This window comes from Pusillimonas sp. ANT_WB101 (assembly GCF_008369125.1).
Lineage (GTDB): Bacteria > Pseudomonadota > Gammaproteobacteria > Burkholderiales > Burkholderiaceae_B > Allopusillimonas.
This window is the reverse complement of sequence record NZ_VOAY01000001.1, coordinates 738,899-751,467: the sequence shown is the minus strand read 5'-3', so window position 1 is coordinate 751,467 and position 12,569 is coordinate 738,899. Positions and strand designations below refer to the sequence as shown.

The following is a 12,569-nucleotide window of genomic DNA, read 5'->3' as shown; positions in this document are numbered from 1 at the left end:
ATGCGACGGTTTCTCGACGGGTTGTATCTGGTGTCGGGTGGGCTGGCCGCTGTGTTTATGGTCGCATTGCTGGTGGCAATTCTTATGTTGATTGTCACCCGCCAAATCGGCGTCCATATCAGCGGCCTTGATGCCTACGCGGGTTATTTCATGGCGGCAGCAGGGTTTCTTGCGCTGGCCCATACGTTCAGCCGGGGCGAACACATCCGCGTAACCTTGCTTTTGTCTGCCCTGCCCGCCAAGGGCAGGATCAGACTGGATATCTTTGCCTTGCTCGTAGCCTGTGCCATTACAGCCAATCTGGCCTGGTTCAGCTGCAAGCTGGTGCTCGACTCGTACGCGTTTAACGATATCTCCACTGGCGACGATGCAACACCATTATGGATCCCACAGGTCGTCATGGCCGTGGGCACGATAATTTTCTTTATTGCCATACTGGACGAAACGATTCGCCGGTGCAAAGGCATTCCACCGGCTTCAGAAAGCGACGAGCAACGTTATGAGTGAAGTAGTAATCATCGGCCTGCTCGTCTTGTCGATTTTCGGCTTTCTGGCGGGCGGCGTCTGGGTAGGCCTGACGCTCGCGGGCACGGCCTGGCTGGGCATGGAGCTTTTTTCCAATCGCCCGGCCGGCGACGCCATGGCCATCACGATTTGGGGTGCGGCATCGAGCTGGACACTCACCGCGCTACCTCTTTTTCTGTGGATGGGCGAAATACTGTTTCGTTCACGCTTGTCCGAAGACTTGTTCAAAGGCCTGGCTCCATGGCTCGATAGCATACCAGGTCGACTGTTACACACCAATATTGTCGGTTGTGCCATATTTGCTGCTGTATCGGGCTCTTCTGCCGCCACGTGCGCCACCATCGGCAAGATGACAATTCCTGAACTCACACGCCGGGGGTACCCAGAAGAAAAAATCTTGGGCACGCTTGCAGGAGCTGGCACCTTAGGTCTGCTAATACCCCCTTCAATCATCATGATTGTGTATGGGGTGGCTGCCGATGTATCCATCTCCAAGCTGTTTATAGCTGGTATTTTTCCCGGCATGCTGCTGGCTGCCTTGTTTATGGGCTACATCATTGTTTGGTCGCTAATGCACCCAGACCAGATCCCGAAAGCCGGTGAGCCCATGACCTTCATGCAAAAGGTCTATCAATCGCGTCATCTCATACCCGTCATTCTGCTGATTGCCGCCGTGCTTGGTGCTATTTACACCGGGTTCGCCACGGCAACCGAAGCGGCCGTACTTGGTGTGGTCGGTGCCCTGTTGCTGTCTCTTGTGCAGGGGTCTCTGAGCTGGAAGGTTTTCAAAGACGCACTCATGGGGGCAACACGGCTTTATTGCATGATTGCGCTCATATTGGCCGGCGCACAGTTTTTAACGCTGTCTATGGGCTATATCGGCCTTCCCAGAGCCTTGGCTGAGTGGATTGCATCCATGGGGTTGTCACAGTTCGGCCTGGTTGTCGCCCTGATGGTTTTCTTTGTGGTGCTCGGGTGCTTTCTGGACGGCATTTCTATTGTCGTACTGACCATGGGGGTGCTGTTGCCCACCGTCAACGCCGCAGGCATCGACCTGATCTGGTTTGGCATTTTTCTGGTCTTTGTTATAGAAATGGCGCAGATTACACCCCCGGTGGGCTTTAACTTGTTTGTGTTGTCAGGCATGACCAAGAAAGAACTCCCTTACCTGGCACGTGCAGCTTTCCCCATGTTTGCGCTTATGATTGTGGGCGTTCTTCTTTTGTACTTCATACCCGAGATCGCCACCTGGTTGCCCCGTAATATGAAGCTATAAAAAGCGCCTCCTGATTACTTCGGGTAAAACGACGCTATAAAGCTCCCCCTGATTACAAACCCACTGCCGTACACAACGGCAATGGGTTTGCTGGTCAGCCGAAACGCTGCGAAGCGTGATCGCTACCCGGAGTATTTGTTAACCGAACATTTTCGGCCCGATCTTTCGATCGGGCTTTTTTATGGTGCCGATAATCAGCGCGGTTCGCAGGCAACGCTTGGCACCGTATTGCGCTCCATTAGAAAGCGTTCGAAGCTCTATGCCCAGCCCTACGATTATCTTTAGGCAAGCAACTCATCACGCGAAAAAAATGGAAGCTAGGACTGTGGGGGGTTAAGGGCACGATAGCAACCCTGCTACACGTCTCGGGCAGCGCATTCCTTGCCGGCATCTTTCACTTGCAAACGAACCCTTTGGGCGTTTGTTTCACGGCCTGCCTGGCAATGCAACAGATTGCCAGGGCTATAAAAAAGCCCGTGCCCTGTGCGCGACAGGACCCGGGCCTTCTTGTTAGGTAGCGACGAACGTCGCCCAGCCTATTTGTCGGTGGATTCGCCCTCACCAGCAATTGCCGCTTCGCCTTCAGGAAGCACCTTGACACCCAATTGTTCGCGCATGGCCTCGAGTACAGCCTGACGCTCCTTATGCCCCCAGGCAGCTGACAAATCATTTTTGAGCGATGCCAGCATGGACGTACCAAAAGTACCCGGAGTGGCTTGCTCTATACGTACCAACGTATAGCCCTGAGCACCTTCCACGCCAACATAAGTTGGCAAAGAAGATGTGGCAGCGGTGAACGCGGCATCAATAACCGGCTTTTCAACATTTTGCGTGTTGATACGGCTGATTTCCAGCGGTGAACCGAACCCTTCAGGGATATCGCCAGGCTGAGCAGCCTTGTAGGTGGTTAACGCTGCTTCACCCGCCTTGGATGCAGCCTCAAGTGCGCGCTCATGGCGAAGTGTTTCGCGAATATGATCCGAAACCTGAGCCAGCTCAGGCACGTGGGCTGGCGTAAGCTTGTCGACACGCAACACCAACATGGCGGACGGAGAGATCTCGATAACGCCGGTATTGGCCTTGTCATTGAGTGATTGCGCACTGAACAGCGAGCGTCGTACACGTACATCGCTGAGTATGCCCGCGTCTTCGCTGGCAGATGCAGCGTCACCAGACACCTGATCGGAGGGCAGCAGTTGGTCACGTGCAATACCGTCGACTTTTTTGATCTTGAGCCCCAGAGACTCAGCAGCTGGCTGCAGAGAGGTAGGGTTGTCGTAAACCAGATCGGTGAGTTTGGTGGCCATCTCGGCAAATCGATCGGCACCTAACTGACGACGCACCTCAGCTTCGACCTTGTCGTGAGCCTCTTCGAATGTTTCACCGTGCTCGGCCTGGATTTCGTTGACCTGGAAGATATGGAAGCCACCTGGGCCATCAATAACGCCCGACACAGCGCCCTGCTTTAACGCAAAAACGGCATCTTCAAGATTTGCAGGCCATGAGCCCTTGGTAACCCAACCAAGCTTGCCACCGCTCTTAGCCGTGCCTGCGTCTTCGGACTGAGCTTTGGCAACATCAGCAAACGATGCCGGATCTGCCTTGAGCTTGCGGGCAATTTCGCTGGCCTTTTCGTGTGCACTCTGGCGCTGGCCGCCTGAGGCACCGGCAGGAACGTTGATCTGGATATGGCTGACGTTTACGCGGGCAGGTTGAATATATTTGCCCTTGTTCTGCTCGTAATAAGCGTGCAGATCTGCATCGCTCACGGTGGGCAGATTGCTCATTGCCGCCTTCTCATTAAGCAGCAAATACTCGGCGCTAACCTGATCTGGCAATTGCAGCGTATGTTTGTTCTTGTCATACCAGGCCTGGATATCGGCGTCGGTGATGTTAAGTGCTTGCTCGTAATCGGAGGATGGAAACACCTGCAGGCGTATTTTGCGTTGCTCGGTAAGTACCTGTTCTATGCGTTGGGCCACCTGATCAGGCACGGCTGCCGTCGTTGCTACAGGCTGCAGCACGCGATCAAGGGCAAGCTCAGCGCGGCGGCCTTCTTCAAAGTCGCGGGATTTCAACCCGACAGAAGCAAGTATCTGACTGTAGCGCTCAGGAGAAAACTGACCGTTTTCTTGCAGCTCGGGCATTGAGGCAATGGCTTGTCGCAACGCGGTGTCAGAGACGCTGAAACGCTCTGCCGTCGCCGTTTCGACCATTACGCGCTGATCGACAAGCGACTGCAGCAACGCACTGCGTGTCTGCGGGTTGTCAAGCACAGAAGGGTCAAAGCCACCAGGGTTGCTTTGCTGGAGCTGGCGCAATTGATTGCTGCGCGCCTGATCAAACTCTTGCTGCGTGATGGCTCCGTCACCGACCTTGATCAACTCTTGGTCGCCCGAAACATACGTGCTATAGCCACTTACACCGATGAGCACAAAGGACGGCACAATCAATATCAGCAGGATGAACTGCATCAAACGCTGATGCGTACGAATAAAATCGAACATTAATCACTCACTGTGCGCAGGCCGTCGACCATACGCCACGGTTGTATCGAAAAATTTTACGCAGTTTACCATTACAGCGCCCTGCCCCGGTCAGGCAATCGTCGCAGGGACGATTACAATCATTATTCTGCACCCATTAATCATAGCGGGCCAATCCCAAGGCACCCACTGCAACTCATGACTAAACTGCATAATCCCTGGCCTTACCCACAGTTGGTGGCTCATCGCGGCGCAGGCCGCCAGGCACCCGAAAATACGTTGGCAGCCTTCCGGCTCGGCGCGAGCCGGGGCTTTTTAATGATGGAATACGATGTCAAGCTAAGCAAAGACGGCGTCGCCGTGCTGCTTCATGACGATACCGTAGACCGCACATCAAATGCGACAGGCATTGCGGGTGACAGAACGTTGGCCGAATTGGCCGACATCGATTTTGGCGCATGGCACTCGCCCCAATACGCTGGCGAGCCTATTCCTACACTTTACAGTATCGCGGCATATACGCTGGCCAACGGCATACGCAGCAATATCGAGATCAAACCCACCACGGGGCTCGAAGCAGAGACTGGCACGCAGGTTGCACGACTGGCACAAAAGCTTTGGGCGCACGCCGATGTACCGCCGTTAATTTCTTCGTTTTCTGAACAGGCCCTCGAGGCAGCTCTGCAAGAAGCACCCATGCTGCCAAGAGCCTTGCTCATTGAAGACGAAGTGCCCGCCGACTGGCAACAGCGGCTTGAGAAACTACAATGCATAGGCATCAACCCCAGTAATCGCCACATCACCCGCGAACTGATCGGCGCCATGTGCGCCGCTGGCTATCACGTGGCGGTATGGACTGTTAATGACGCCGACCGCGCGCGCGACCTGTTCAACTGGGGCTGCAGTGCCGTCATTACCGACGAAATCAACACCATGGCACCAGGCAAGTTCCATTTCGGCTGATAGTCTGCACATTAACGCACGCCCGTTCCTTCGACTCGGTCGGGCGTCTCAGACAGGTGGGATACTATCAATCGGCCACAGACGCCCAGCCATGCCTCACACGTGGTTGTTGCCCAGTCGTTGTTGAACAGCCACTGATGTTCAGAAACGGTTAGTCAAACATGACCGACCAGGCACCTCGCCACCGCCGCACATTTTTACCTCCAGGAGCCGTCTTGTTTAGTTACCGACACGCATTTCACGCAGGCAACCACGCCGACGTGCTCAAGCATGCCATCTTTGTACAGATTCTTGATTACTTCAATCGCAAAGACACGCCGTACTGGGTTATTGACACACATGCGGGTGCCGGCGTCTACGACTTGCGCAGTGAGTGGGCACTTAAAAACGGCGAATTCTCCGAGGGCCTGGATCTCATTCTGGCAGCACAAACCCCGCCACCCATGATCCAGCGCTACATACAAGCGATTGAGCAATGCAACCCCGACTGCATGGCCAATTACTACCCCGGCTCGCCCTGGCTGGCGCTACAAGCCTTGCGCCGTGGCGATCGCCTGCGCATGTTCGAAATGCACCCTAGCGAAAACGAAGTGCTTCAGCAAAACCTTGCCCTCGAATCGCGGCAGGCGCAACGACAAACTACCGTTTATATGGAAGACGGGTTTAATGGCCTTAAAGGCCAATTGCCCCCAGCACCCCGGCGTGGCATTACCATTATTGACCCCTCGTATGAAGACAAACAGGATTACCGCGACACCCTAAAAGCTTTGCGCGAAGGCCTTAAGCGCTTCGCCACCGGCTGTTTTGTCATCTGGTACCCACTGGTGCAGCGGCCTGAGGCAAAAGAGCTGCAGCGTACCCTCACGCGTCTTGCTGTCGATGGCCTTAACGCGACTCTAACAGTGCGCAAACCTGCCGAAGACGGCTTTGGCCTGCACGGCAGCGGCATGTTTATCGTCAACCCACCGTGGACACTGCACGCTGAGCTTGAAGCTACCCTGCCCTGGCTGGTCAAAACGCTGAAACAAGACGAACACGGTAGCTTTACGCTGACCCGTAATCAAAAATAAACCACACAGTGCCAGCTCGCGACATACCCTGCGGCTGGCACCTTTATCTCACCTAGATTGTTGCCAAAGAAAAAAAATGCCCCCAGCATGCTGGCGCCAGGCTCAGCAGTCTTGGCAGCCCATGCTTGCTGCGCCTCGGTTCTCAACACACGTAGTCAGATTTTGGTAGGCTAGAGGTGCCCTCCTCAACACAGAGCACGTACGCCATGACCGAATCCGTTATATCCCCCGCAAACCGTGCCGCGCTCGGGCAAAACAGCCAGGCCATTCTGGCATTCCTTTTGCAGTTCGCCCCCTTTCAGCATATGGAAGCTGCGCACTGCATGTACATAATTGAAAAGGGTTTGCTGCGCTTTTATGCTGCGGGGGACATTATCACGCAGGGTTCAGACGGGCCCGCCTCACATTGGTTTCTGATCCGACAAGGGCTGGTTACGGGCCAGCGCAGTGATCCGCACAACAACACCCAGACCGAAGAGCTTTTGCTGTCGGCAGGCGATAGTTTTCCGATGGCTGCTCTGGTGGGTGAACGCCCCACCCGCACCACCTATCTGGCCAGCGAAGATACGTTCTGCCTGGTGCTTGATCGAAATGCCTTTGCACAGTTGCTGAAAGTATCAGAACCGTTTCGCGCCTTTGCCCTGCATGGCGTAAGCAGCCTTCTCGGTGAACTGCAACTGCAAGTACAGGCACAAGCCCAAGCCAGCCTTGGCGCGCACTACTCCTTGACAGCCCCCGTGTCCGAGCTGGCCCTGCGCAACCCCGTCACCTGCACGCCTGATGAATCGCTGCGGCAGGCTGTGCAAACCATGCATGCCCAGCAGGTCGGCAGCGTGGTGATTGTCGACCATCGTCACGCACCCGCCGGCATCTTTACCCTGCGCGACCTGCGGCGGGTGATTGCAGACAGCACGCTGTCGCTAAATACCCCCGTCTCTTCGCTGATGACGCCAGATCCTATCGCAGTGGCCCCCGACGCAAGCCTGTTTGATGCGGCCCTGACCATGGCCGAACACCATATTGCCCACGTATGTGTCACCAACAACGGGGTGCTGGTGGGCGTGCTATCTGAACGCGATCTGTTTGCACTGCAGCGTGTTGATCTTGTGCACCTGGCACGCGCCATACGTCAGGCAGATAGCCTGGATGCGCTTGAGCGCCATCGTGCGGGGCTGCCACGCCTGGTCGATTCCATGCTGGCACATGGTGCTGACGCTGGTCAGATTACACGCATGATTACCCAACTGAACGATCACACGACCTCGCGGGTGATCGAGTTAGTGCTCAAAGAACAAGGCGACCCGGGGTTTGACTTTGCATGGCTTGTATTCGGCAGCCAGGCAAGGGGCGAGCAAGCCTTGGTAACCGATCAGGACAACGCCATCATTTTTCAGGCCGACTCCGACGACGACACCAATGCAAAACGAAATACCCTGCTGCCTATTGCGCAGGCCATAAACAAGGCGCTTGACCGCTGTGGGCTGACATTGTGTCGTGGCAACATCATGGCAGGCAACCCAGACCTGTGTCTGTCCGCAACGGAGTGGCGCCGCCGCTTTGACGGCATTATCCGCTCGCCCAAACCTGCCCAACTTCTAGAAGCTTCAATATTTTTTGACCTGCGGCGTCTATGGGGCAAAGATTGTGGTTTTGACGGGCTGCAACAGCATCTGCTGGCCGAGGTCGCCGACCACCCTGATTTTCAGCGCTTGCTGGCGCAGGCCGCCTTACAGTACCCGCCTGCACCAGGGGCCATGCGCACATGGTTGGCCAAAGCCATGGGCGGGCCGGGCCCTGAACTTGACCTTAAACGTCACGGTTTAACCCCCTTTACCGATGCCATTCGTGTGCTGGCACTTGCCGCAGGTATTCCGAACGCGTGCACCCACGAGCGTCTGCAAAGGCTGGCCGCCTTTAAGATCATTAAACCTGACGAAGCTACGGCGTGGTCTGAAGCCTGCCGCTACTTGCAACTGATACGCCTGCAACTGCATCAACGACAGGCAAAACAGCAGGAAGCTCCCAGCAACATCTTGCAGGTGGACCACCTCAACAACCTCCAGCGCCGCATGTTGCGCGAAGCCTTGCGGCAGGTGCGACATGCTCAAGCCCTGTTGGCCTACAGATATCGCCTGTAATGGAGCTTTGTGATGAGTGTGTGGAACCGCTTGCGCAATCGACTGTCGCGCCCTGCCCCCAAAGCTGACACCAATGCAGAGGCGGGCCAAACCCGCGACATGACACTTATGCTCAAGCAGTTGGCACGTGAAGCGGCGCCCGCCCGTCTGGGGCCTGGCAGCACCCTGTCAGGGCAAGGCCTGATCGTGTTTGATCTGGAAACTACGGGGCTTGATACGCGCCGCGATGAGGTTTTGTCTATCGGTGCCGTCACGCTCGACAATCAGGCTATATGCCTGGGCAATACATTCAGCCGTATTCTGGCGACACCCACAGCGCTTGACCCCGACAACCAACTGATACACGGTCTTACTCGCCACGATCTGGAGCACGGATCACCACCACAACAGGCTCTTGTCGATTTACTGCGCTACGCCTCGGGCAGGCTTTGGCTGGCCTACCACGCAGAATTTGACCGACGCATGCTGCAAAGAGCCATGATGCAATGGCTCGGCATTCGTTTTGACCCAGCCCCGCTTGATCTCGCCGAACTGGCTCCCATGCTATGCCCGGGCATGGTCGCGCCAGCTGATGGCCTGGATGGCTGGCTGCATGCGTTCAAAATAGGCGTTTGCGCACGGCATGACGCAACTGTCGATGCAATGGTTACTGCTGAGCTTGCCCTGATATTGATCAAGCGCGCCAGGCAGCAGGGTTATGAAAATTGGAGCCAGCTAAACCAGGCGCGCCAGCGCTGGCGGCGGCAACAATTACACCCGGACGGCCCCATGGGCTGACCGGGTTGCGACTGGGTATATTGCCGTTAAACAGACAGGTTGCTACACAAGCAGACGCCGCCCTGATCAGAGGACGGCATCACTTGTACACGGAGCCCGCGCACATGGTTTGAGTAAGTGCACGATTTCCCACAGACCCTGCGCACCATGTTCAAAGTATGTGCTCGTTTTCTCTCGGAACCCGCGCTCTATGATCAGAGAAAGTGTTCGTTTTCTTTCATGTAGCGCCACTTGCCCGGTGGTAAGTCACCCAGCACTACATTGCCCATGCGTACGCGCTTAAGGCCCACAACCTTGAGCCCCACCATCTCGCACATGCGGCGAATCTGGCGTTTTTTGCCTTCGCGCAAAAGAAAATGCAATTGGTCTTCGTTTTGCCAGCTGACCTTTGCCCGACGCAATACCGAGCCATCCATTGAAAGACCATGGTTAAGCAGTGCCAGCCCATTATGGGCAATTTTGCCCTGCACCCTCACCAAATATTCTTTTTCGACTTCGGAGTCTTCACCCACCAACTGCCGTGCAATACGGCCGTCTTGGGTTAGTACCAGAAGCCCGGTAGAGTCGATATCAAGCCGCCCTGCCGGCGCCAGGCCGCGCAAATGCATGGGCTCAAACGAAATGGGCGCATGATCGCCACGGTAGCGGGTGGCGGCCGAGATCAGCGACGCCGCATTGCGGTAGCCCTGTTCGGCTTGCCCCGACACATAGCCCACGGGCTTATGAAGCAAGATGGTAACGCGTGCAGTCTGGCGGCGCTGAGCCTGTCGTTCGAGGGTGATTTTTTGGTTTGGCCAGGCTTTGCTGCCCAGTTCAGACACCACCTCACCGTCGACCCGCACCCAGCCTCGTTCGATATAGCTGTCGGCTTCGCGACGTGAGCACAGCCCTTGCTGGGCCATAATTTTTGAAATTCGGATTTTTTCCATGACGAGATTTTAGTCTTTCTTCGCGATACGCGATAATACGGCTCATGCAATTACACCCGCCGCCCAATAGCGACTGGCACGAACTGCCATCGCCTTCATTTACTCACCAGCAAAAACACTGGCTGTTTCGTCCCGGCGCGCTAACCGCCGGCCTTCGTCGCCTCGGAAGCGTACAACTGCGCGTTTCACGCGAGTTTTCCGAAGGTTTACGCCCCGAAGAGGCATGGATGCTGCAGGTACCAACCCACACACCCATATGGGTGCGAGAGATCATTATGTCGGTCAACGGTATCGACAGCGTGTTTGCTCGCAGCTTTACGCCGCTACCGGCATCGCACGGCCTGTGGCAAGGCATGCGGCGTCTGCGCACTCGGCCGCTGGCCGACATGCTATACCACGACCCGCAAATACTGCGTTCCCCGTTTTTTGCCTGCCGCCTGCGCGAACAGGCCCCGCTTTATCACACAGCGCGCCATATTCTTGGGCCCGATTGCCCGCCAGCCCAAAAAACACTGGCTCGATGTTCTGTTTTTTGGCGTGCCGGCAGCCCTTTACTGGTCGCCGAGGGGTTTTTGCCCGAATTCTGGGCGTTGGCTGCCAAAGCAACCTACGACCAGGGCCTGACTAAGCATTCAGTGTAAACAGCCCGGGCGGGGCATGTGGACGAACGGGGCCTGGTCACGCTGTATTTTACAGTGCATCGATACCGCTTTCGCCTGTACGGATACGAATGGCCTGCTCAACCGGGCTGACAAAAATTTTGCCATCGCCAATTTTACCGGTAAAAGCTGCCTTGATGATGGCATCAATGGCTGCGTCAACCATAGCAGCCGGCAAGACGACTTCAATGCGTATTTTGGGCAGGAAGTCAACGACGTACTCGGCACCCCGATAAAGCTCGGTGTGACCTTTCTGGCGCCCAAACCCCTTGACTTCTGTGACCGTCAGGCCGCTAACACCAATATCGGCCAGCGCTTCACGCACCTCGTCGAGCTTGAACGGCTTAATGATTGCCGCGATCTGTTTCATTAATAATGACTCCGGGAAAACGAAAATTATCGCATGGCTTGTGCAGAGTGTGCGGCCAATGCTGCCTGATCCACAACATGTGGCGCATTATGGCCAATTGCGCGGTTAAGGTCAGAGCCCGACGGTGCCTGGTAAAGACGCAATGACAGTTCGGGCAGAATTGCCAGCAAATGGTCAAAAATATCGCCCTGTATACGCTCATACTCAACCCAGGCGGTATCGGCTGAAAAACAATAAATCTCAATAGGTACGCCCTGAGAGTCAGCCTCCATCATGCGAACTATCATCGTCATGTCTTGGCGCAACTGTTTATTCTGTTGCAAGAAGGCCAAGGCATACGCGCGGAACGTGCCCAAATTAGTAAGGCGACGACGGTTACCCTGCATCGTGGCCCACTCACCCAGCGCGTTGTTGCTCTCTTCGATCTCTTTCTGCTTATCTGCCAGATAGTCGTTGAGCAATGCAAAACGGCTCAGTGCGTTGATTTCGGCTTCGGTCAGAAAACGGACGGTCGACGCATCAATGCGCAAGGTACGCTTGATGCGCCTACCACCTGACTCGAACATATAACGCCAGTTTCGGTAGCTTTCGGAAAACAACTTGTACGTGGGTACAGTGGTAACGGTTTTGTCCCAGTTTTGCACCTTGACAGTGTGCAAGGCGATATCAATGACGAACCCGTCGGCACCCGCCTGGGGCATTTCGATCCAGTCGCCAATGCGCAGCATGTCGTTTGTCGTCATCTGCGTACTGGCAACCAGTGACAGCAGTGTGTCTTTGAAAACCAGCAACAAGACTGCAGACAAGGCCCCCAACCCAGAGAGCATCAACAGCGGCGAGCGGTTGACCATAATGGATATGACCAGGATCAGGCAAATCGCCCACATAATGATTTTGCCAAGCTCAAGATAACCTTTAATAGACCTGGTCTGAGCCCGTGTGCTGAGCGCGTATACGTCTTGCCAGGCCGACAGCACGCCATTGAGCGCCATAAACAAAAACACACTGCCTGCCGACAGAAACAGCCGCACAAGAAACCCGCTGAGCCGCTCATCAATCGGCAACAGCCCGATATTAGACATAACGACAAGCAACGGGACGGCGTAACTGACATTGCGAAACACCCGACGATGAGACAACGACGACGACCAGTCGTCTCGCCCTACAGCGACCAGGGTACGGCGCGTAATGGTAGTAAGTACTCGCGAGGTAATCCAGCTGGCCAGCACCACCAGTATGAGCAACAGAGCCATGCCTAGCGCAATCTGGCCCCATAGGGTTTGCGGCATGTGATCCCCCAACCAGTTGTGGTCAAGGTGGGCCAGCAGGGTGTGTTCTTCCATAATCCAGATAGAGAAAGCTACCGTTAAGCAGCC

12 protein-coding genes are annotated in these 12,569 nt (G+C 55.5%); 8 read left to right on the top strand and 4 right to left on the bottom strand.

The annotated features are described in order from the left end of the window. The 3 genes from FQ179_RS03580 to FQ179_RS22210 all read left to right on the top strand — a co-directional run bounded on the left by FQ179_RS03580 (nucleotide 1) and on the right by FQ179_RS22210 (nucleotide 2,086). Nucleotides 1-507: a TRAP transporter small permease gene (locus FQ179_RS03580; RefSeq protein ID WP_149395886.1), complete on the top strand. Its 507-nt coding sequence runs from the start codon at nucleotides 1-3 to the stop codon at nucleotides 505-507. Then, nucleotides 500-1,801, top strand: coding sequence for a TRAP transporter large permease (locus tag FQ179_RS03575; RefSeq protein ID WP_149395885.1), 1,302 nt, complete (start codon nucleotides 500-502; stop codon nucleotides 1,799-1,801). Before FQ179_RS03580 ends, FQ179_RS03575 begins: the two co-directional genes overlap by 8 nt. An 81-nt stretch (nucleotides 1,802-1,882) precedes the next feature. Next, nucleotides 1,883-2,086, top strand: coding sequence for a hypothetical protein (locus tag FQ179_RS22210; RefSeq protein WP_188074490.1), 204 nt, complete (start codon nucleotides 1,883-1,885; stop codon nucleotides 2,084-2,086). A gap of 251 nt (nucleotides 2,087-2,337) precedes the next feature. On the opposite strand, the gene FQ179_RS03570 is transcribed toward FQ179_RS22210, so the two are convergent. Continuing rightward, nucleotides 2,338-4,308, bottom strand: a complete 1,971-nt coding sequence (locus FQ179_RS03570) for a SurA N-terminal domain-containing protein (protein ID WP_149395884.1) — start codon at nucleotides 4,306-4,308, stop codon at nucleotides 2,338-2,340. Between the two features lie 177 nt (nucleotides 4,309-4,485). On the opposite strand from FQ179_RS03570, the gene ugpQ reads away from it, so the two are divergent. The 4 genes from ugpQ to FQ179_RS03550 all read left to right on the top strand — a co-directional run bounded on the left by ugpQ (nucleotide 4,486) and on the right by FQ179_RS03550 (nucleotide 9,235). Continuing rightward, the gene (gene ugpQ, locus FQ179_RS03565) at nucleotides 4,486-5,250 is read left to right on the top strand and encodes a glycerophosphodiester phosphodiesterase (protein WP_149395883.1); all 765 of its coding nucleotides are present in this window, start codon (nucleotides 4,486-4,488) and stop codon (nucleotides 5,248-5,250) included. Nucleotides 5,251-5,465: 215 nt separating this feature from the next. Next, nucleotides 5,466-6,320, top strand: a complete 855-nt coding sequence (locus FQ179_RS03560) for a 23S rRNA (adenine(2030)-N(6))-methyltransferase RlmJ (protein ID WP_149395882.1) — start codon at nucleotides 5,466-5,468, stop codon at nucleotides 6,318-6,320. Between the two features lie 206 nt (nucleotides 6,321-6,526). Then, nucleotides 6,527-8,458 (top strand): DUF294 nucleotidyltransferase-like domain-containing protein, encoded by a 1,932-nt coding sequence (locus FQ179_RS03555; protein ID WP_149395881.1) that lies wholly within the window; start codon nucleotides 6,527-6,529, stop codon nucleotides 8,456-8,458. A 12-nt stretch (nucleotides 8,459-8,470) separates the two neighbouring features. Continuing rightward, nucleotides 8,471-9,235 carry a PolC-type DNA polymerase III gene (locus FQ179_RS03550; protein WP_149395880.1) on the top strand — a complete coding sequence of 255 codons (765 nt, stop codon included), beginning with the start codon at nucleotides 8,471-8,473 and terminating at the stop codon, nucleotides 9,233-9,235. 194 nt (nucleotides 9,236-9,429) lie between these two features. On the opposite strand, the gene FQ179_RS03545 is transcribed toward FQ179_RS03550, so the two are convergent. Then, a complete protein-coding gene (locus FQ179_RS03545) occupies nucleotides 9,430-10,164 on the bottom strand; it encodes a pseudouridine synthase (protein ID WP_149395879.1) in 735 nt (244 codons plus the stop codon). A 44-nt stretch (nucleotides 10,165-10,208) separates the two neighbouring features. Between FQ179_RS03545 and FQ179_RS03540 the strand changes: the two genes are divergently transcribed. Further along, entirely contained in the window at nucleotides 10,209-10,805 is a 597-nt protein-coding gene (locus tag FQ179_RS03540; protein WP_149395878.1) for a chorismate lyase, read from the top strand. A 49-nt stretch (nucleotides 10,806-10,854) separates the two neighbouring features. On the opposite strand, the gene FQ179_RS03535 is transcribed toward FQ179_RS03540, so the two are convergent. Further along, a complete protein-coding gene (locus FQ179_RS03535) occupies nucleotides 10,855-11,193 on the bottom strand; it encodes a P-II family nitrogen regulator (RefSeq protein ID WP_149395877.1) in 339 nt (112 codons plus the stop codon). A 26-nt stretch (nucleotides 11,194-11,219) separates the two neighbouring features. Then, nucleotides 11,220-12,536, bottom strand: coding sequence for a mechanosensitive ion channel family protein (locus tag FQ179_RS03530; RefSeq protein ID WP_149395876.1), 1,317 nt, complete (start codon nucleotides 12,534-12,536; stop codon nucleotides 11,220-11,222). Between the last annotated feature and the right edge of the window lie 33 nt (nucleotides 12,537-12,569).